The 18,896-nt window shown below is 50.4% G+C and carries 21 protein-coding genes; 13 read left to right on the top strand and 8 right to left on the bottom strand.

What is annotated here, in order from left to right:
- The first annotated feature begins 17 nt into the window (after window positions 1-17).
- The 3 genes from T458_RS48750 to T458_RS48740 all read left to right on the top strand — a co-directional run bounded on the left by T458_RS48750 (window position 18) and on the right by T458_RS48740 (window position 2,038).
- Window positions 18-515 (top strand): VanZ family protein, encoded by a 498-nt coding sequence (locus T458_RS48750; protein ID WP_023558429.1) that lies wholly within the window; start codon window positions 18-20, stop codon window positions 513-515.
- 146 nt (window positions 516-661) lie between these two features.
- Window positions 662-1,075, top strand: a complete 414-nt coding sequence (locus T458_RS48745) for a S1 RNA-binding domain-containing protein (protein WP_023558428.1) — start codon at window positions 662-664, stop codon at window positions 1,073-1,075.
- 144 nt (window positions 1,076-1,219) lie between these two features.
- Window positions 1,220-2,038, top strand: a complete 819-nt coding sequence (locus tag T458_RS48740; protein ID WP_031306110.1) for an alpha/beta hydrolase family protein — start codon at window positions 1,220-1,222, stop codon at window positions 2,036-2,038.
- On the opposite strand, the gene T458_RS48735 is transcribed toward T458_RS48740, so the two are convergent.
- Window positions 2,035-3,861 carry a sensor histidine kinase gene (locus T458_RS48735; RefSeq protein WP_023558426.1) on the bottom strand — a complete coding sequence of 609 codons (1,827 nt, stop codon included), beginning with the start codon at window positions 3,859-3,861 and terminating at the stop codon, window positions 2,035-2,037. The two genes, T458_RS48740 and T458_RS48735, sit on opposite strands and share 4 nt — an antisense overlap.
- Before the next feature lie 6 nt (window positions 3,862-3,867).
- The gene (locus T458_RS48730; RefSeq protein WP_023558425.1) at window positions 3,868-4,875 is read right to left on the bottom strand and encodes a BMP family ABC transporter substrate-binding protein; all 1,008 of its coding nucleotides are present in this window, start codon (window positions 4,873-4,875) and stop codon (window positions 3,868-3,870) included.
- A 188-nt stretch (window positions 4,876-5,063) separates the two neighbouring features.
- On the opposite strand from T458_RS48730, the gene T458_RS57335 reads away from it, so the two are divergent.
- From T458_RS57335 to ald, 4 genes are all read left to right on the top strand, one after another.
- Window positions 5,064-5,231, top strand: a complete 168-nt coding sequence (locus T458_RS57335; protein WP_023558424.1) for a hypothetical protein — start codon at window positions 5,064-5,066, stop codon at window positions 5,229-5,231.
- Window positions 5,232-5,327: 96 nt separating this feature from the next.
- Window positions 5,328-5,681, top strand: a complete 354-nt coding sequence (locus T458_RS48725; RefSeq protein ID WP_023558423.1) for a response regulator — start codon at window positions 5,328-5,330, stop codon at window positions 5,679-5,681.
- A 90-nt stretch (window positions 5,682-5,771) separates the two neighbouring features.
- On the top strand, window positions 5,772-7,010 hold the full coding sequence (locus T458_RS48720; RefSeq protein ID WP_023558422.1) for a PucR family transcriptional regulator: 1,239 nt from the start codon (window positions 5,772-5,774) through the stop codon (window positions 7,008-7,010).
- 128 nt (window positions 7,011-7,138) lie between these two features.
- Window positions 7,139-8,263 carry an alanine dehydrogenase gene (gene ald / locus T458_RS48715; protein ID WP_023558421.1) on the top strand — a complete coding sequence of 375 codons (1,125 nt, stop codon included), beginning with the start codon at window positions 7,139-7,141 and terminating at the stop codon, window positions 8,261-8,263.
- Window positions 8,264-8,319: 56 nt separating this feature from the next.
- On the opposite strand, the gene T458_RS48710 is transcribed toward ald, so the two are convergent.
- From T458_RS48710 to T458_RS48700, 3 genes are read right to left on the bottom strand one after another with little or no spacing between them, the layout of a single operon-like run.
- On the bottom strand, window positions 8,320-9,495 hold the full coding sequence (locus tag T458_RS48710; protein WP_023558420.1) for a Ger(x)C family spore germination protein: 1,176 nt from the start codon (window positions 9,493-9,495) through the stop codon (window positions 8,320-8,322).
- On the bottom strand, window positions 9,492-10,871 hold the full coding sequence (locus T458_RS48705; protein WP_023558419.1) for a spore germination protein: 1,380 nt from the start codon (window positions 10,869-10,871) through the stop codon (window positions 9,492-9,494). Before T458_RS48705 ends, T458_RS48710 begins: the two co-directional genes overlap by 4 nt.
- Window positions 10,861-11,961 carry a GerAB/ArcD/ProY family transporter gene (locus T458_RS48700; RefSeq protein WP_023558418.1) on the bottom strand — a complete coding sequence of 367 codons (1,101 nt, stop codon included), beginning with the start codon at window positions 11,959-11,961 and terminating at the stop codon, window positions 10,861-10,863. Before T458_RS48700 ends, T458_RS48705 begins: the two co-directional genes overlap by 11 nt.
- 143 nt (window positions 11,962-12,104) lie before the next feature.
- Between T458_RS48700 and T458_RS48695 the strand changes: the two genes are divergently transcribed.
- A complete protein-coding gene (locus T458_RS48695) occupies window positions 12,105-13,196 on the top strand; it encodes a quinone-dependent dihydroorotate dehydrogenase (RefSeq protein WP_023558417.1) in 1,092 nt (363 codons plus the stop codon).
- Between the two features lie 69 nt (window positions 13,197-13,265).
- Here the strand turns inward: T458_RS48695 and T458_RS57330 are convergent, their stop codons facing one another.
- A complete protein-coding gene (locus T458_RS57330) occupies window positions 13,266-13,415 on the bottom strand; it encodes a hypothetical protein (RefSeq protein WP_023558416.1) in 150 nt (49 codons plus the stop codon).
- Between the two features lie 137 nt (window positions 13,416-13,552).
- Between T458_RS57330 and T458_RS0129195 the strand changes: the two genes are divergently transcribed.
- Window positions 13,553-14,191, top strand: coding sequence for a hypothetical protein (locus tag T458_RS0129195; RefSeq protein WP_023558415.1), 639 nt, complete (start codon window positions 13,553-13,555; stop codon window positions 14,189-14,191).
- 55 nt (window positions 14,192-14,246) lie between these two features.
- Here T458_RS0129195 and T458_RS48690 read toward each other — a convergent pair whose 3' ends face one another.
- Entirely contained in the window at window positions 14,247-14,732 is a 486-nt protein-coding gene (locus T458_RS48690; protein WP_023558414.1) for an immunoglobulin-like domain-containing protein, read from the bottom strand.
- Window positions 14,733-14,925: 193 nt separating this feature from the next.
- Here T458_RS48690 and T458_RS48685 point away from each other — a divergent pair, with 193 nt between their 5' ends.
- The 3 genes from T458_RS48685 to map all read left to right on the top strand — a co-directional run bounded on the left by T458_RS48685 (window position 14,926) and on the right by map (window position 16,224).
- On the top strand, window positions 14,926-15,141 hold the full coding sequence (locus T458_RS48685) for a WYL domain-containing protein (RefSeq protein WP_023558413.1): 216 nt from the start codon (window positions 14,926-14,928) through the stop codon (window positions 15,139-15,141).
- Window positions 15,131-15,367, top strand: coding sequence for a LexA family transcriptional regulator (locus T458_RS48680; RefSeq protein ID WP_023558412.1), 237 nt, complete (start codon window positions 15,131-15,133; stop codon window positions 15,365-15,367). Before T458_RS48685 ends, T458_RS48680 begins: the two co-directional genes overlap by 11 nt.
- A gap of 107 nt (window positions 15,368-15,474) precedes the next feature.
- Window positions 15,475-16,224, top strand: a complete 750-nt coding sequence (gene map, locus T458_RS48675; protein WP_023558411.1) for a type I methionyl aminopeptidase — start codon at window positions 15,475-15,477, stop codon at window positions 16,222-16,224.
- A 54-nt stretch (window positions 16,225-16,278) separates the two neighbouring features.
- Here map and glnA read toward each other — a convergent pair whose 3' ends face one another.
- Complete coding sequence (gene glnA, locus T458_RS48670) at window positions 16,279-17,697, bottom strand: type I glutamate--ammonia ligase (RefSeq protein WP_023558410.1); 1,419 nt, start codon at window positions 17,695-17,697, stop codon at window positions 16,279-16,281.
- Between the two features lie 227 nt (window positions 17,698-17,924).
- Between glnA and T458_RS48665 the strand changes: the two genes are divergently transcribed.
- The gene (locus tag T458_RS48665; protein ID WP_023558409.1) at window positions 17,925-18,854 is read left to right on the top strand and encodes a ketopantoate reductase family protein; all 930 of its coding nucleotides are present in this window, start codon (window positions 17,925-17,927) and stop codon (window positions 18,852-18,854) included.
- Window positions 18,855-18,896 lie beyond the last annotated feature (42 nt).

Genomic DNA, 18,896 nt, shown 5'->3' with positions numbered 1-18,896 from the left:
CAGATGGGGGGTACAAGATGCGCAGCTTCGGGTTTCTTCTGCACAGTCTGCTGCTGGCGGCTGTCCTGATTGGCTTGTTCATCTCTTCCTCTCAGCCTTATGCCGATCAGGACATGCGCGGGACGATCTCCAAGGTCGTGGATGAACGCAATTGGGAAGAGCGTTTGCAAGATATTACGTTGCAGTACAGCGGGCGTGAAATCAGCATCGAAGAGAAGGGAACGGCAGGCTTTCTCGAATTTTTTCTGCGAAAAGGCGTTCATTTTGCCACATTCGCCTTTTTGGCCTATTGCTGGTACCGCGTCTTGCGTTATCGCCTTGCTTTCTCCACAGCTCTGCCGTGGAGCGCCTTCCTCAGCCTGCTGGTTGCCGTCCTGGATGAATGGCATCAGACATTTACCCCGGATCGCGTAGGGGTCGTCCAGGATGTGCTGCTGGATTTATCCGGCTCATTGACGATGCTGGCCTGTATTTGTCTTGCCAATTTGTGGGAAAAAGCGAGAGCAAAGTCATAAAATGGAGCGGGAATCCTCATTCTAGAATGTACGGATTGACAAATAGGCTTTTCAGTATTTCATTTTCTCTGTTATACTAAGGTAATGAGGCTACTAGAAAAAAGCCCTCACCATTTTTTGGAAATAATAAAAGGAGTGCAAACTGGATGGCAGTACAAGTGGGAAGCATCATCGAGGGAAAAGTGACAGCAATTAAACCGTTTGGGATGTTTGTAGCAGTCAGCGAAACGGAGCAGGGTCTGGTCCACATTTCCCAAGTAGCAAACGGTTTTGTAAAGGACATTAACGATCACTTTTCCGTGGGAGCACAAGTGAAAGTAAAAGTACTCTCGATTGATGATGCAGGTAAAATCTCGCTTTCGGTTCGCGCCGCACTCCCAGCGCCTGAGCGTCCGGAACGAGAAGAACGTCGTGGTGGTGGATATCGTGGTGGCGACCGCGGAGGGAACCCTAGACGGGATAATGCGGCATCCTTTGAGGATAAGTTGAAAAAATGGATGAAGCACAGCGAAGAAAACCTCGCGACCATCAACAAAAAGAACGCAAAACGCGGCTACTAAGCCTTGTTATAACGAAAAAGATAAGGGCGGGGACCTTCCCCGTCCTTTTTCTTTTCCGTATTTTTCAGAGTGATTGGCGAAGTTCAGCAGTGGATACTAGGCATGTGATCAGAGAAGGGGGAGGGGATTGTGCACATCCAGGACATGCAGATGCAAGGAGTGAGCATGGAGAGAGCCGATTCTGTAGTTTCCGGCATCGCGCTGTACACGGTCAGCTATTACAGTCAGGGGCTGCGGGTCAAAGCAGCATTGGCTGTACCGGAGCAACAGCTGGCAGAAGCAGACAGAGAAGGCCGCCAGCTGCCTGCTCTGCTATACTGCCGCGGCGGGATACGCGGGGTAGGCCAGGTAAGACCCGAACGAATCAGCCAGATGGCCGCGTTCGGTTACGTCATCCTCGCTCCGCATTACAGGGGAAATGAGGGGGGAGAGGGCAGAGACGAATTTGGCGGTGCGGATCGCCATGATGTATATGCCGCCTATGAGGTGTTGCAGCAATTGCCTTGTGTGGACCGGGAGCGGATCAGTGCTTACGGCTTTTCACGGGGCGCGATGATGGCCCTGTTTGCCGCGATGGAATGCAGCGACCTCTTGTCCGTCGTGGTGTGGGGAGGCGTCAGCGATCTCTTTTTGACCTATGAGGAAAGAGTAGACCTGCGGCGGATGCTGCGCAGGATCGTGGGTCATCCGCGCAAACAGGAGGAAGCCTATCGGGACAGAACCCCCTTGTACCGAGTCGCGGAGATTTCTTGTCCGGTCCTGATCATCCACGGGACCGCAGACGAGAACGTCGGTGTGGAGCATGCCAGACGTTTGGCCCATGCCCTGCAGCAGCATGACAAGCCCTATGAAATATGGCTGGCGGACAAGGCCAGCCATTTGTTCAAGGGAGAAGAGCTGGAAAGCTATACACGTCGTATGTTTGCCTGGCTGGACGCAGTTGGCGAAAGGGGCAAACGCTAGGAATCCAGATTGTTTGGATGCAGCGGCAAAGAGATCGTAATCTCCGTCCCTTGTCCTTTTTTGCTCTGGATGTTCAGCTCTCCTCCGTGATTTTCCACCATCCGGCGAGAGATCGGGAGTCCAAGACCTGTCCCCTCGTCCTTAAGTGAGAAGAACGGGTCAAAAATCCGTACGAGGAACTCGGGGGAGATGCCTTCTCCCGTATCCTTGACGGTGATATGGACGCATGTTTCATCCATTTGACTTTCGATGGTGAGCAGACCGCCCCCTGTCATGGCCTCGATGCTGTTTCTCATCAGATTCAGCAGAATTTGCTTGAACTGCTCCACATCGACATGAATACGCGTATCCGGATCGCAGCGGTCGATGATTTGAATGCCGTGCAGCAGGGCCTCTGCCTGCATCAGGGGAAGCAGTGAATGCAGAACCTCGGACAGCTTGACCTCCCGATAGTTCGGCAGGGATGGCTTGGACAGCATCAGCAGCTCCGTAACGATCCGATTGACCCGCTCAATCTCCTGCAGAATCAACGGGATATAATGGCGTTCGCGCTCCTGATCCGACAACCCCTGTTCGAGCAATTGAATAAAGCCGTAAATGACGGTCAGCGGATTGCGTATCTCATGCGCCGCTCCCGCAGCCAACTGGCCGACCATTGCCAGCTTTTCGGATTGATTGAGGTACTCCTGGACCTTTTCCTGTTCGGTAATATCCAGGAAGGCGATCATGCAGCCTGTTTCCTCGGGCTGATGCTGGTTGTGCAGGGGGACGCGTGAGACCAGTGCTGTAAAAGGCGTGCCATCCTGCTTGAACAACGTCATTTTCTGATTGACGAACCAGGAGCCTTCTCCTTCCTCGCTCAACGATTTCCCTGATCCTTCCGTAACCGGGTACCCCTGCTCATCCAACTGAATCAAATTTTTTGCCAGCTCATTGACGTGGATTTCCGCAGTAGGAGAGGGATGCGTAATGATGCCGACAGGCAAGGAATTGAGGATTTGCTCCCGCAGATTCTTCTCCTCGGTTAGGACAAGTCTTTGCTCCTTGTCCTGTTCAAAAAGGGTGGCGATGTTGAGAGACATCTTGTTGAACTCGTTTGCCAATTCGCGAAACTCATCCTGCCCCGTGTAGACGATCTGTTGGCCGAACGTGCCTTTCGATACGTCCCGCACCTGCTGTACCAGTGAATGGATCGGGCGAAGCAGCTCCCTTCTGAAGTAAATCGTGCAAAACGATCCGAACAGAATGGCAGCGATGGATACGGAGTACGTCAGGATGAGAGAGACCTCGATGCTTTCTGTCGTCTGCTGGAACTCTTTGTTGGTCTGGTAATCCAATTGATTGAGCGAAAAGGAAAGGTTTCGTTCCAACTGATCAATTAACGGCTGCACTTCATGTTTGAGGACGTAGCTGACGGCGGTGACATTGTCCGCTTTCAATAAAGGATCAACCTTGTTCATGAACAAAAAATCAAGCTTGCGAATCGAGTCAATGGTCGTGAACAAGCTGCTGTTCATTTCGGTTGGAGTGACCGACTCAAAACGGGAGCTATCGATCAAATTGGTGTAATACATGTCGAGATAGGATGGGTCGCCAGTAGCCGTATACATTTTCAAGGCGTATGACTTTTCGTAAACCTGATTTTTCACTTCGAGCAGAGCGCTGGTTTGTGGCAGCAACGTCTGTGTCAAATACATTTCATCGGCTGTCACTTTTGTCATCTGATAACTGAACATGGACGTGACAATGCCGATCAGCAGCATCATGACGAGATAACTAAGCATCATTTTTTTCTGAAAACCCAGATTGCGGATGAACAACATGGTTGATTATCCTCCAAGCGGATCAGGTGACGTGATAAGGGCATTCAGTACCTGATTGATTTCATCGCGAATTTCTTGGGGAACCATTGGGCCAAACGGACTGAGATGGTTCACGCCTTCGGACAGGCCGAATTTGACGGTGCCATGCGGAAGCTTCCCCTGGACAAATTGATCCATGATCAAACGATAGCATTGCCCGACGTCCTGAATCAGGGAGGTAAGGACATAATCAGGCGCGATGTAGTGTTGATCTGCAATGTAGCCGATGGAATAGACCCGGGAGCGTTGCGCTTCCGTAATCACTTCCAGATTGATGCTGTCCCCAGTGGTGTATACGACATCGACCCCAGCAGCAATCATCTCGCGTGTGACCACAACCGCTTTTTCAATATCGTTGAAATCAGGGACGTACCCCACAGAGACGGCAACTTTCGGGTCTGCCTTTCTTGCACCTTGACGAAACCCTTCCAATTGAGCCATCTCGGGCGGTTTATTGACGAGGATGTAACCGATATTGCGTGATTTGCTCATTTTGGCAGCCAGATAACCCACGAGGTATCCCGCAGGCTTCATGTCATAACGGATCGCAGTCTGATTCTCATAACGAGCTTCCCCATTAAAGGATACAAATCGAGTCTGCGGATAGTTCGCCGCTACTTTGGTAAAAGCTTCTGAAAAGATCACCCCGTGACCGAAAACCAGATCGTATCCGTTGGCAGCAAATTTTTTGGCGACCTCCTCGATCTCTGCAGGCTTCACGTTGTTGGCAATGTCGAGCGAAAATCCCATTTTCTTTTGGAGCTCCTGCAAGCTCTCCAGCGCACTGCTGTTCCAGCCCTGGTCATAAGTAGGGCCTTCCAGCAAAAGCGCAACACGGATTTGATTGGAGCTCTTGCTATGATTGTGGATGGAATCCAATTGATGCATGCTGATAAGAAACTGGCTGGTAACGAGGATGAGCAACCCGATGATAAAGCCGGTGAAGAGTGCGGGAAATGACCGCAGTTTGGGCATCGATCATACCTCCTATTTTGAGCGTGGGTAATGGCCCAAAAATAATACCTTCGACTTATTTCTACATTATCCTGCTGGAAATTTGAAGGAATATGACCAAATTGTGCGATCGAATGACGAACACCCCCCAGGGGCAGGCTATGGTTGATTACATTCTTCAAAATAACCCAAGGAGGCGTGGAAAACCAATGGAAAAAGAACAAGAGAAAGATATGATCGAGCTTCCGCAGGTTCACATTCCGGATGAAATAACCCAGGTAACAGGCCCGGAAATCGGGATTACAACTTCTCATCCCGACCCGTCCAGTCATCCAAATGCCATTTACGGGTACGGAGACGCGGATTTTCGCGAGTAGTTCGACAAAAGTAGTCATTTTCTCTCGTGGACAAGCTGCTCATTTTTTGTAAAAGTTAAGAGAAGAGATGAGTATGAAGCGAGGAGATGGGACAGCTTGGCCCGTTTGCTGATTGTTGACGATGCTGTATTTATGCGAAAGATGCTGTGTGAAATGGTTGCTGGTCATCATGAGGTCTGCGGAGAAGCCAGCGATGGCTTAGACGCCATTGAGAAGTACAAGGAATTAAAGCCCGATATCGTGACGATGGATATTACGATGCCCCATATGCACGGGATTGATGCCATGCGCCACATCCTGGAGTATGACGGCAATGCCAAGGTGCTGATCTGCTCCGCCATCGGCCACCGCCAGAAGGTGCTGGAAGCAATGAAGACAGGGGCCAGCGATTTTGTCGTCAAGCCGTTCCAAAAAGAGCAGATTCTAGATGCCATTACACGCTTGGTATAATGAGAATCTTGACCGCCGCTTCGTAGAGAAGAGGCGGTTTTTTGGTATAATGGAAGAACACGTAAATCTGCACGGTAAAGAGGTGAAAATGTGTCTTCTCAACCCCGTTACTTTCAACAGTACCCGCATGCGGATATGGATGAACTGGCTGATTTGATCGCAGAACTTGTACAAAATCCAATTACGATAGAAGATTCGGATCACAAATTGATTGCGTACAGCTCTCATGGCGACAGCACCGACCCTGCCAGATGGTCTACGATTATGGGGCGCAGGGTGCCGGAGAAGGTATTGACACGTTTGTGGAAGGATGGCGTCTTTCAGGAATTGTTGACGCAGGATGATCCGGTGCATATTCCGGCCAAGGAGGACATCGGGCTGGGCAAGCGGGTCGCGATCGCGATCAAGCGGAGCAATGACGTGCTGGGGTATATCTGGGCACAGGAAGTCAACAGGGCCTTGACGCCAGAGGACGATGAAATCCTGCGGCAGGCAGCCAAAGCGGCCGTCTCCAGATTGATTCAAAGGCAAGGGAAGCGCAAGGCGGAGGAACAGCGGCGCACCGAATTTTTATGGGAATTGCTGCTGGGCAACCACTCGAGTGAAGCCGCTATCCGACAGAAGGCGGAGAGCTTGCAGATGCAGATGCCTACGACGTATTTGATCTGTATCGTCGAAGCGGCGGGAGCAAGGCTGGACCAATATCTGTATCCCTTATTAATGCGTGACAAGCTGTACTGGGTCGTAGACGGCTCGCAAATCATTCTTCTGATCGGGCGCTCGGATGAGAAGAAGGATGAGTGGAACGGGTTGTTGAAAAAGGTGGAGCAGTTCCTCGCAGACTCGCTCAGCAAGCTTGTCATGCAGGCAAGCGAAGGCAAGGTTATCGCAGGCTATGGACGAGCATACAGCGGCGGATACGCCCAGATTGTGAAAAGCTACAAGGAAGCGCTGCACGCAGTCAAGGTGAAAAAGCTGTTCCCGCGAGAGACGGAAGGCATTTACGGGTATCATCAATTGGGTATCTACCGCTATCTGTTGCAGTTGAAAAAATGGGAGGAAGATGAGGGATACCGCAATGAGCGTTTGGATAAATTGAAACAGTATGATCGGGACAACCAGACCGCCATGCTGGAAACCTTGGAAACCTTTTTGGATGCTGCCGGCAAAATGAACGTTACGGCTCAACTGCTGCACATCCATACGAATACGTTGGGCTATCGGCTCCGCAGGATCGAGGAGATTATGGGGATCGATCTGGAGAATATGAATCAGCGGGCAGCCCTGTATCTGGAATTGAAAATGGCCAAGATCAATCGCGAACAGTAGTTCGTTTGTGAATATCCACAAAATGCAGAATGGGAAGATTAAGGGAATCGCCAAGGAAAAAAAGGTGAAAGACACTGTAAAATGGTAATAATCTTTTATAACGGCAATTTGAAGGAGGACTACCTGTCATGATCGTCGGAGTACCGAAGGAAATTAAAAACAATGAAAATCGCGTTGCCATCACACCGGCAGGAGTTGCAGCTTTCGTACAAAGTGGACATTCCGTACGCATTGAAACCAACGCGGGATTGGGCAGTGGCTTCACCAATGAAGACTACTCGGCTCAAGGCGCGCAGATCGTAGACAGCGCTGCAGAAGCTTGGGCAACAGACATGGTCATGAAAGTGAAAGAACCCCTTCCATCCGAATATGCCTACTTCAAAGAAGATATGATTCTCTTTACCTACCTTCACCTGGCTCCAGAACCTGAACTGACTCGCGCACTGATGGAGAAGAAAGTCGTTGCCATCGCCTATGAAACCATCCAACTCGACAATGGTGCCCTTCCTTTGCTCATGCCGATGTCCGAAGTGGCGGGCCGCATGTCCGTACAAATCGGCGCCCAATTCCTGGAAAAACAATACGGCGGCAAAGGCGTACTGCTCGGCGGCGTACCTGGCGTACCCAAAGGCGAAGTCGTCGTGATCGGTGGCGGGATCGTAGGAACCAACGCGGCCAAAATGGCAGTCGGACTGGGTGCCAAGGTAACCATTATCGACGTGAATGCAGATCGTTTGCGCCAGCTTGATGACTTGTTCCAAGGCCGTGTGCAGACGTTGATCTCCAATTCTTTCAACATCGCCAATGCCGTGAAAAAGGCAGACTTGCTGGTAGGCGCCGTGTTGATCCCAGGCGCCCGCGCACCTCGTCTCGTCACGGAAGAAATGGTGAAAAATATGACGCCAGGCTCTGTCATCGTAGACGTGGCAATCGACCAAGGCGGTTCCATCGAGACGATAGACCGGATCACCACGCATGACAACCCAACGTATGAAAAACATGGCGTGATCCATTACGCAGTAGCCAACATGCCGGGAGCGGTCGCCCGCACATCGACGCTGGCTTTGACCAATGTAACCGTTCCTTATGCGGTGCAACTGGCGAACAAAGGCTATGCGCAGGCTATTCGCGACAATCGGCCGCTGGCAAAAGGCGTCAACGTCATTGATGGCAAAGTGACCTACAAAGCAGTCGCAGATGCACATAATCTGCCGTATGCATCCATTGAAGAAGTTTTGCTTGTGAAAAACTAAAGCCATGACAAAGCTGCTTGCTCCCTCGGTGGGGGCAGGCAGCTTTTTTGTCTTTTTCAGGGCAGCAAATCCTCAGGATAGTCGTACCATTTCATTTTCATTTTTCCTGAATCGCTCAAGTACAGCTTAACGGTTATCCCCGCGATCGCGTCCTCGGACAGCCTTCGCTTGCGGTTTTTCGCAAACTCCTTCCAGGTCTTGTTGCTGTATTTCTGCAAGTACGATTCCAGCCCGTATATATCTGCTCCTTTTGCGAGCGCTTTGGCATATGTGCTTTCAATTTGCTTTCTGACTTGATGCTCTGCATTTTGTTTGATGAAGGAAAGTGACACATCGCTCAAGACTTCACGAACAAAGCCACGAAGGTGGACCGTGATATGAAAACGAGGGTTGCTGCCATCTGAAGTGGTTTTTACATCCAGCTTGACATGTTGAATGCGAAGAGTCGCCTTGGGTGTACTCTTTTCGCGAATAACCAACCCCGAAAAGACAGTATGCGGGTTCATCCAGCGAAGACCCAGCAAATCCTTGCTAGGATGAAATTGATTCCATTTTCCGCGGTGGATCGCGTGAACGCCGTCCAGAGTGAGCCGTGAGAGGTTTTTTTCGTTCTCTTTCCAAGAATGCTTGTAGACCGTGATATTGGGCAGCAGGACGGTATTGCCCGGCTCCCAGAAGCGAGCTGCAAATTGGTAATACTGTATCGGTTCGATAAAGGAGTGTTCCCGATAAAGGTCGTAGGGTTCATGCAAGACGGAGATAAGCGGAGAAAATCCGAAAGCCGAATGGTCGCTTAGCACCTCGGTCAAGGAATCTCTCGTGCCGAATACCCATTTCGTATAACGGAGCAGCCCGTAACGGTTCAAGATATCAAAGGTAGGCAAAATTTCCTTCTTCAAAAGGCGTTCGTGAAAAATCAGAGCGGAGACGAATCCGGAGAACTGGGGGATCTGTGAGTTTTTTTGCATATTGTCAATCGCATTTTGCAAGGTATCTCCGCGCCCAATAGAGATGATGGCGGGAGTAGGCGTACTTTTCCCTCCCTTTTCCTGCATCGCCACCGTAGCCAAATCGACGGATTGGGCATAGACCACGTAGTTATCATCGACATAATCGAGACCCAGCGTAGACAAATAGCGAAGATTCTGGATTGCCTTTTCATCCCAGCACCCGCTGATAAAGGTCAATGAAAAGAGCAGCATCAGGCAAGCTGTAAGCGGGCGCTTCATCATTGCTTTCCTCCTTTTTGACGGGGGCTTTTAAAAATATGGATCAAGGGAGCAAACAGCAGTTTTCCGAGCGTCACGATAAAATTCGATGAGTTGTGCAAGACATAGGGTCTTCCCAAAGAAGAAAGGGTCGACAAATAGTAGACGATGATCAGAATGCTCATGATGAACCCGTACATGCCGACGATCGAGGAGAGAAGAAAAACGCCCACTCTCGCCACGGTGACGGCTCCGCTCAAGGATTGGTTGATCAGGGTAAAGGAAGCGACGATCGTCAGCGAGCCTACAAACAGCATAGACGGGGAGGTGATTCCTGCCCGAATGGAGGCATCGCCAATAATCAGTGCACCTACCAGGGCAAGAGTATGGCCGACTGTTTTGGGCAGACGGGCCCCGGCTTCACGCAAGAATTCAAAGATAAAAAGAATGCCAAATAGCTCCATTGGGGCTGAGAATGGCAACCCCTGCCGGCCCTGTGTAACGGTTGCCAATAATTGGATTGGAAACTCCTCAATGTTGTAAGCGGCAAGTGCGATCCAGAACCCAGGGAGAAAAATCGCAATGAAGATGCCGCCCAAACGAAGGATGCGCTCCAGCCAAACGAAGATAATCGGATACTGATCGTCCTCCGGGGACTTGATTTGCTCCAGCAGGGCTACCGGGGCGATCAGCCCAATGGGTGATCCGTCGACCAGCACCAGGATTTTTCTTTCCATGAGCATGTAGATGGCGTAGTCTGGCCGGCCCGTATAGTCGACGAGAGGAAACAAGGAATAGGTGTGGTCACTCAGTTTTTGTTCCAGAACCGCACTGTTGACGATTTTTTTATTGCGGCAGTCGAGCAGTCTTTCCCGCATCATATTCACGGCGTCAGGCGGTGCAGCATCCATGATGTAGAGCAGCGCGACCTTGGTATGAGATCGAGTACCCAGGACGAACGCTTCATAAGCGAGAGAGGTCGTGCGCAGACGTTTGCGAATCAAGGCTACATTGACAGAGAGGTCCTCCACAAATCCGTCCCGCGGACCCTTGATCGAGACCTCGGTATTGGCTTCCTCCGTAGAGCGTTGCGGCCGGTTGGATACATCCCAGGTAAACGGAGGAGATTCGCCGGGGAAAATAATCAGATCCCCTGCAAACAGGCGTTCATTCCAGGTTTCCTGATCATCGTCCAGCTGGTGCAGCGGGAGTGTCCGCAAATCTCCTTTTGCCAGGGCATGGTTGAGTCTGGGCAAGACGGTTTTTTGCATATGCGCGGTATCTACCATTCCTTCACAGTACAGAAGGAGGATGGGTTGATTTTCGCTGGTAACCAGCCGCAGAAAGTGTACGTCTGCACAAAGCGCATAAGTTTCCCTCAACGTGGCTTCACGATCCATGGTTGGTATCCCTCTTTCGGTTTCGATTACTCAAGACCAGTCCTGCTATACAAAGCGTAATCACGAGGATGAGAGTCATGAAAAGAGGGTAGTACACCTTGCTCAAAAACGTCATAAAATGCATGTCGCTAAAGGGCAGACTTGTGAAAGCAATCATGCTGAATCCCAAAAACACCAGCGTGTAGGTCTTTTTACGGGGATTGATGATTTTCATGAGCTCCACCATTAAAAAAAGGCATAAAGAGATGCGAATGAAAGAACCGGAGAGCCATTGGTAAATCGCAAAAAACTCCATGTTCTCGAAGTTTTTGCCGATCGACAGCAAACGCCACTGCTCAAAGGCTGGAAACCGTTGGCGCGTTGATTCGACAGGTCCAAATTCGGCGATTGCTCCGGTCAGTGGGCTCAGGGTCAGGATAATCGCGATGATCAGCATGGCGATGTAATGGCTAAGATGCAATGGCTTTCTGACGTGATGCTGGAGCAAGAGCACAATAATCAGCTCGGTAAATCCGCCTCCGACGTAAACCAAGCCGTGGAGGACAGGTTCCATCCCGTTTTGCAAAAAGGGCAGGAGCAGGGTGTAGTCCTTTTTGGGTATATTGCCAAAGGCAATAAAGAAACCAAGAATGGAGACAAATGGCAAAATGACTCCCGACGTGATGCCCAAAGGGGAAATTCCCCCGTTGGCGGCGATCACACAAAACACAACGAGCACGAGAGCGGTAAACCATTCGGGAGTTCGCGGCAAGTAATTGACGGTCGTCCACGTCTGCGTGTCGATCAGGTGAACCAGCGCCATCATGTATAAAGCAAAAACGATTGGTCCGAGCAATAGATTGCTGACCCATTTGCTCTGCGTTCGTTTGATCCATTCATGCAGGGGTTCCTGGCCGAGGTGCGAGTTGATAAAAGCGAGCAGGCATGTCCAGCCTGCAAAAGGAATTGCGCCAATCAGGACGGAAAGCCAGGCATCACGTCCTGCCGCACTCAACAATAAGGGAATGACGGTGACGTGATTGGTGATTCCAACTGTAAGCATGAACAACATGATCGTTTGTCCGATGCCGATTTTTCCGTCCAGTTTCATCTGCGTGCTGTCACCCTCCAGTCGCTGGTAATGATAGCGTTTGCCTGATCAATTGGAAATATGTATCGCGCATAAAGGTTACTCTCGCCGAGAAATTATGTTATCCTACGTGAAGGAAAACGCGGGAAGGAGTGCAGCCTACGATGTACCCACTACTACGAAAATACCTCTTCCGGCTCGATCCGGAAGAGATTCATGAAAAGACGATTCACGCTTTGAAACTGGCAGAGGAATCGGGCGTGGGCAAGCGGATGTTGAAAATGCTCTACGGCGTCTCGGACGAAAGGTTGAAGACAGAGCTCTGGGGCCTGACATTTCCCAACCCGGTCGGTCTCGCAGCCGGATTTGACAAGAATGCCGAAGTGTATCACGCGCTGGCAGCCATTGGTTTTGGCTTTGTAGAGATTGGAACATTGACGCCTCAGGGACAGCCGGGCAACCCCAAGCCAAGACTTTTTCGCTTGGCCGAGCATCAGGCTGTGATCAACCGGATGGGCTTCAACAATCACGGAGCCTATCTTGCAGGGAAAAACCTGATCGATTACGCCTATTCGGAAGCCCCGGTCGGCATCAACATCGGGAAAAACAAGACGACACCGAATGAAGAAGCGGCGAGCGATTACAGCAAATGCCTGGACATGCTGTATTCTTACGGCCACTACTTCGTGATCAACATCAGCTCTCCCAATACGCCCAACCTGCGCGATCTGCAAGAGACGCAAAGCATGCGCAACCTGGTGCGTGCCATTCGGGAAAAGGCTGCCGAGCTGGAAGCGCGCGGAGCCAGAAAAAAACCGATTCTCCTCAAGGTAGCGCCAGACATGTCGGACGAGCATATGCGCGATGTCGTTCAGGCCGCAGTAGAGGAGGGCATTTCCGGCATTATTGCCACCAACACCACGCTCTCCCGCGAAGCCGTCCAGAATCACCCGAATGCGAATGAGACGGGCGGTTTGAGCGGAAGACCGTTGACGGAGCGTTCTACGCAATGGGTGAAGGAAATTTATCAGGAAGTCGGAGATAAAGTGCCAGTGATCGGGGTAGGCGGCATTTTTACCGGTGAAGATGCTTACCAAAAAATACGGGCTGGCTCCAGCTTGGTTCAGGTCTATACGGGGATGATCTACCAGGGACCTGGCATTGCCAAGCAAATAAACAAAAAGCTGCTGGCGCTCATGGCGAAGGACGGTTTTACGCACATAAGCCAAGCAGTCGGTGTCGACGCCCGATCATAGAAATGCCAGATCCCGCCCGAGTCCAAAGCAATACCGGGTGGGATCTGGCATGTTCATACGCGGTGACTCTTATGGTTCAATCTTCAAGCCTTCCAGCCAGTCAGCATAACAGGAGTCGCAGAGTAGCTCGTCCCGCTCTTCTGTTCCTTGGAAAAACGTGATCAAATGAGCAGAAGGAGATTCATGTTCACAGTGGTAACAACGATATACGGACGACATGCTGATCCTCCTTGGAGCAGATAATAGCGATGCGTTATTTATTTTCCCCTTGTTTTACCTGAACATGTAGGAAAAACCCAGTAACAATCCGGTTGCCGATACGTCATAGTTCATAACAGTGACTATGGAAAAAGTTGGTGAGTGGATTGAAACGTATTGCCTTTCTGTTGATCTTCACCAGTATGCTCGTGATGGGGTGTACAACAGCCAGCGATCAAACCATTGAGATCATTTCGCAAGAGGAAGAACCTGTATCCGAACCCGTGACCACAGTGGAACCCGTGCCTACAGTAGAACCCTCTCCGAAGCCTAAGGATGTCCCTGAACAAGTTGAGAAGAAGCAGCTTCTCCTGGACCAGGATTTTCTGCCCCTACTGGCGCGCAATGAGAGCAACGGATTTGACGTATCCATCGGCATGACGAAGGATGATGTTATCGCGAAGTACGGAATGGTGACAAAGGTGGAGGTGTACGAGGGGGGGATCTATTACGCGTTTGAGAAACTCCCGGAGGGGATTTTTTACTTTGACAACCAAAGTCGTGTGTACGCCATCCATCTAAGTGCATCTCATTTGAGCGAAACCAATTTGACGAAGATCATCGATGCGCTTGGCCCCCCAGTGGAACAGGGGGAGAGCCTGGTAGATGGCGATTACACGCTTTTCTACAAAGCAGGGGATAATGAGATCTTCATCAGTGCAGAGAGTCCGGAATCCAGCGTAGATAAAATCAGGATCATCAATAAAAAAATGCTGAATGATTGCCGCTCATGTTAAAAAAGACCGATGCTTTTCCATTACGGAAGAGTATCGGTCTTTCTTTTTCTTATTCCTATTTAGCCGGTTCTTTGACATGAAATATCGTAGCCAGTACGATTTCTTTCCCGTCTAAGTAAAGTTTTTTGATGATCCTGTATTCGCCCGGCGGAAAGCTGTAGTCAAATGATGCTGCTTCAACTATTCCCTCATATGCCTTTCCCGGCTCCAGTTCGATCCCGATCGAGGGAATGCCATGATCCTCCCTAAAAGGAACCACGTGCCAAGCACCCTGCTCAAATTTGTCGACCTCGAATTCAACTCCAAAATGGATCGTGCCGGGTCCCGAATTTTTCACCTCGAATGGGATGGTGTCAAGTGGAGCTTCGTACTCCGTTTTCTCCAGATGCAATTCCAGGCTGATCTCCGGAGCGGTATAGGTGCTGGAAAGCTCGCCGTACCCTGATTGTTTGGTTAATTTGGTTAAGGGTTCCGGAGAACAGGCAGTTGTGAACAAGGCCACTAGGGCAGCAAGCAATAGAGCCATTAGTCTCTGGGTCATGTTGGAAGACCTCCTTTATCAATTAGACGGTCGATGAGAGTATCTGTTTCTTCGCAGGTTTCTTTTTGGGTTGCCGTGTATATCCTGGAAAGGAGAGAAAACCGCCTCAGGAGCTGGAACAAATTTCACTTGATAAACGAATGTACGTTCTCATATAATACAAACAAACGTTCTTGTTTCGGAGGCGAACAACTTGAGCAAACAATTGCAACGAGCGATTGCACGCAAGGAACAGATCCAAATCATCTACCTTGGCCGTACAGGCGAGGCGACGCAGCGCATCATCCGACCGCTGGAACTCGCGGGGGATCGGCTGAAAGCATATTGCCTTACACGCAAAGCACCGAGGGTTTTTGCCATTTCCAACATCCTGGCGATTCAGCCGGTGGTGAGCATGCGTGTTGTCTGATATCGAACGAAAGGTTTTGCGTGTGATTGCCAACTATTCAGCCGGCCGCAGACGTACCCCCACAATCAGCGAGCTGTGCATAAAAACGGGGCGCAATCGCGGAGGAATTATGACAGTGCTGGAGGTGCTGGTCCGGGAAGGATATATTGAGTGGCAGCGTTCGCAGCCAGACCAAATCGTCGTGCTTGAGGCATGGGAGCGCAAGGATGGAGTCCGCTGGCCATGAAAAAGTCCCCGATTGCTTGAAATATTTGCGTGGTACAGTAAAATCAAGTTGTAAAAGTTCACTTTTGCTAATGGTCGGGGAACGAACCAAACAAGGGGGGAATCAGAATGTCCATTGAAAACGAAAAGGACCTGGAAGGGCTGCGCAAAATAGGGAAAATCGTTGCAGAAGCACGGGAAGCCATCCTAAAAGCTGTCCGCCCGGGAATTACGACAGCGGAATTAGATGAGATTGGCGGCAGCATACTCAACAAGTACGGCGCAAAGTCTGCTCCTCAAGTGGAATACAACTTTCCGGGATACACCTGCATAAGTGTAAATCATGTGGTTGCGCATGGCATTCCAGATCGTACGGTCCTGCAAGAAGGGGATTATGTAAATGTGGATGTTTCCGCAGTATTGGACGGGTACTATTGCGATACAGGTGCATCCGTCGTAGTGGGACGTGAAGCAGTGAACACGAAGGATGACTTGTGTCGTTGCGCAGAAGACTCTCTTTATCTCGCGCTTGAAAAAGTGAAAGCGGGAGGGAAACTCAACCAGATTGGCCGTGCTGTGCAGAACGAGGCGAAAAAAAGAGGCTTTACCGTAATCAAAAATCTTACTGGCCACGGGATCGGAAGGAAGCTTCATGAGGAGCCGGACCACATCTGCAACTACTACGATAAATCTGACACCCGCTTATTAAAGGAAGGATGGGTGTTGGCGGTAGAAACCTTCATCTCTACGGGTGCAGAATACATCGACGAAGGTTCTGATGGATGGGCTTATATCACTCCGGACAAAAGCCTGGTAGCCCAATATGAGCATACGGTAGTAGTCACAAAGGATAAACCAATCATTTTAACAGCGATATAATTCGATAAACGATAAAGGAGCCTATCTCAAATGAGAAGGGCTCCTTTTTGTTGCTTACAGATCGTAATACAGTTCGTATTCCTTCGGAGTGACAGTCCGTTCGACTTGTTGAATCTCGTCACGCTTGAGAGAAATCCAGCTATCGATCAGATCCTTGGAAAATACGTCGCCTGCCAAAAGGAATTCATGGTCTTGCTCAAGCGCATCCAAGGCTTCAGCCAATGAACCAGGCAAGCTCTTGATTTCATTTTTCTCTACGTCAGACAAGTCGTAGATGTTTTTATCCATGGGACCGAAGCCCATTTCGCGCGGGTCCAGCTTTTTCGCGATGCCATCCAGTCCAGCCATCAGCATCGCAGCGAAGGCCAGGTAGGGGTTCGCGGTGGAGTCAGGTGTACGGAACTCGATGCGAGATGCTTTCGGTGTTACCGCAGCTACCGGAATTCGGACGGCTGCAGATCGGTTTCCTTTGGAAAAGACCAGGTTGACCGGAGCTTCATAGCCGGGAACCAGACGTTTGAACGAGTTCGTGCTCGGATTGGTCAGCGCGATCAGCGCAGGAGCGTGATGCAAGATTCCTCCGATGTAGTAAAGCGCTGTTTCGCTCAGATTGGCGTAACCGCCTTTTTCAAAGAAAAGCGGAGTGTCGCCGTCGAACAGGCTTTGGTGGACATGCATACCCGAACCGTTGTCCCCGACGATGGGTTTCGGCATGAAGGTAGCGGTTTTGCCGTGTTTGGCCGCGACGTTGCGCACGATGTACTTGAACAGAAGCAGATTGTCTGCCGTGCGGGTCAGGGTGTCAAAGCGGAAGTTGATCTCTCCTTGCCCTGCCGTAGCTACCTCGTGGTGATGCCGCTCGACCTTGAGGCCGGTTTGTGTCAGCAATGTGCACATTTCATTGCGAATATCGGCTTGGGTGTCAGTTGGCTGTACAGGGAAGTAACCGCCTTTGTTGCGGATTTTGTAACCAAGATTTTGTCCTTCTTTTCCGGAGTTCCAGTAGGCTTCTTCGGAATCGACATGATAGAACGAACCGGACGGACCGGATGCGTAGCGGACGTGGTCAAACAGGAAGAACTCGGATTCAGGACCGAAATAGGCAGCAGTAGCAATACCCAGGTCTTTGAGATAGGCCTCCGCTCTTAGGGCGATGCCGCGGGGATCACGAACATAGGGGGTGTTGTCGGGATTGACGATGTTGCAGACGATGTTTAACGTTTTCTCTTCCACGAAAGGGTCGATGAAGGCTGTAGCCGGATCTGGCATGGCGACCATGTCGCTTTCCTCGATGGATTTATAACCTGTCAGGCTGGAACCATCGAAAGCTACTCCGTGGAGAAAGGTATCTTCTTCTACCGCATAGGCAGGAACCGTTACATGATGCTGACGACCTAGCAAATCAACGATGCGAAAATCGACGTACTTAATGTCTTCCGTTTCAATAGTGGACAAGATTGTTTTCATATCCATGTAAAACACCTCTATTCACGAATTATTTTCCGGAACTTACCATCATCGTTCGTCCCTTACCTGTTTTTCTATGTTTGGATTATACCGACCAGATCGATTGTTCGTCAAGAGTTTTTATAACATCAAATGTAAGAATATATGACATCATATGAAATGGTGTTGCAAACCGTTCCTTTTCTGTAGAATGGAGACAAGCCAAAACGGAATTGAAAATGGAGGAGAGACGGATGAAGGTACTGGTTCTCGGGGCAGGTGCGATTGGTGGTTACTTTGGGGGGCGTTTGGCGCTGAGTGGTGTCGATGTAACCTTCCTAGTTCGGGAGCGTCGGCGCCAGCAGTTGCAAGAACGCGGTTTGCGAATCGAAAGCGTGCATGGAGATGCGATTCTGGAAAAGCCGCAGTTGATTGCAGCAGGGGAAGAGGCTGGGGAATTTGACGTCATCCTCTTGTCCAATAAAGCCTATCATTTGGCAGACAGCATTGACTCGATAGCTCCGTATGTAGGGACACAGACTGTCATCATACCGTTGCTCAACGGTTTTGCGCACATGGAGGCGCTGTGGGAGAGGTTCGGCAAGGAGCGGGTCATGGGCGGGCTTTGCTACATTGAATCGACCATGAACGCACAGGGGGATATCGTGCAAACCAGCAAGAACCACGACGCTGTCTTCGGTGAGTGGGAAGGCGGAGAAAGCGAGCGTGCCCTGCGGATCCAGGAAGCCTTTTCGGGGATTGTAGGGAAGTTTCGCGCAAGCAGCCACATCCAGCGGGAGGTTTGGCACAAGTACCTGCTGATCACGACGCTTTCCGGAGTCACGACGCTGATGAATTCTTCAGTCGGTCCGATCTATTCGACGCCATCCGGGCTGGAGCTGACCTGGAAGCTGGCGGAAGAAGTGGCGTTGGTCATGCGCTCCCTGAAAGCGCCGCTCGATGATGGTATCGTGGAAAAACAAATGGAGCAATTCAAAAAAACACATGCCGGCATGAAATCCTCCATGCTGAGGGACATGGAAAAGGGGCTTCCCGTCGAAGCGGATCATCTGCAAGGCTATCTGTTGAAGCGCGCCCAAGAGCTGCAGCTCTCCACTCCGCTGCTTAAGGTGGTATATACCAATCTGAAGGTATATGAACAGAAGCGGGAAGACGCAAAATAAGGTATAATGATCGGGAACAAGTCATTTGATAAATGAGGAGGG

The sequence above is a fragment of the Brevibacillus panacihumi W25 genome (genome assembly GCF_000503775.1).
Lineage (GTDB): Bacteria > Bacillota > Bacilli > Brevibacillales > Brevibacillaceae > Brevibacillus > Brevibacillus panacihumi_A.
Note: the sequence above shows the minus strand (reverse complement) of the source record. Positions and strands in the feature narration are given on the sequence as shown.

Coding starts and splice junctions, on each gene's coding strand:
- T458_RS57330 (WP_023558416.1), bottom strand. CDS start 13,415: ATGTCGTCCGTATATCGTTGTTACCACTGTGAACATGAATCTCCTTCT.
- T458_RS48740 (WP_031306110.1), top strand. CDS start 1,220: ATGCAGATGCAAGGAGTGAGCATGGAGAGAGCCGATTCTGTAGTTTCC.
- glnA (WP_023558410.1), bottom strand. CDS start 17,697: ATGGATATGAAAACAATCTTGTCCACTATTGAAACGGAAGACATTAAG.
- T458_RS48665 (WP_023558409.1), top strand. CDS start 17,925: ATGAAGGTACTGGTTCTCGGGGCAGGTGCGATTGGTGGTTACTTTGGG.
- T458_RS48705 (WP_023558419.1), bottom strand. CDS start 10,871: ATGGATCGTGAAGCCACGTTGAGGGAAACTTATGCGCTTTGTGCAGAC.
- T458_RS48735 (WP_023558426.1), bottom strand. CDS start 3,861: ATGTTGTTCATCCGCAATCTGGGTTTTCAGAAAAAAATGATGCTTAGT.
- T458_RS48700 (WP_023558418.1), bottom strand. CDS start 11,961: ATGAAACTGGACGGAAAAATCGGCATCGGACAAACGATCATGTTGTTC.
- T458_RS48695 (WP_023558417.1), top strand. CDS start 12,105: ATGTACCCACTACTACGAAAATACCTCTTCCGGCTCGATCCGGAAGAG.
- T458_RS48730 (WP_023558425.1), bottom strand. CDS start 4,875: ATGCCCAAACTGCGGTCATTTCCCGCACTCTTCACCGGCTTTATCATC.
- T458_RS57335 (WP_023558424.1), top strand. CDS start 5,064: ATGGAAAAAGAACAAGAGAAAGATATGATCGAGCTTCCGCAGGTTCAC.
- map (WP_023558411.1), top strand. CDS start 15,475: ATGTCCATTGAAAACGAAAAGGACCTGGAAGGGCTGCGCAAAATAGGG.
- T458_RS48745 (WP_023558428.1), top strand. CDS start 662: ATGGCAGTACAAGTGGGAAGCATCATCGAGGGAAAAGTGACAGCAATT.
- T458_RS48750 (WP_023558429.1), top strand. CDS start 18: ATGCGCAGCTTCGGGTTTCTTCTGCACAGTCTGCTGCTGGCGGCTGTC.
- T458_RS48690 (WP_023558414.1), bottom strand. CDS start 14,732: ATGACCCAGAGACTAATGGCTCTATTGCTTGCTGCCCTAGTGGCCTTG.
- T458_RS48710 (WP_023558420.1), bottom strand. CDS start 9,495: ATGATGAAGCGCCCGCTTACAGCTTGCCTGATGCTGCTCTTTTCATTG.
- ald (WP_023558421.1), top strand. CDS start 7,139: ATGATCGTCGGAGTACCGAAGGAAATTAAAAACAATGAAAATCGCGTT.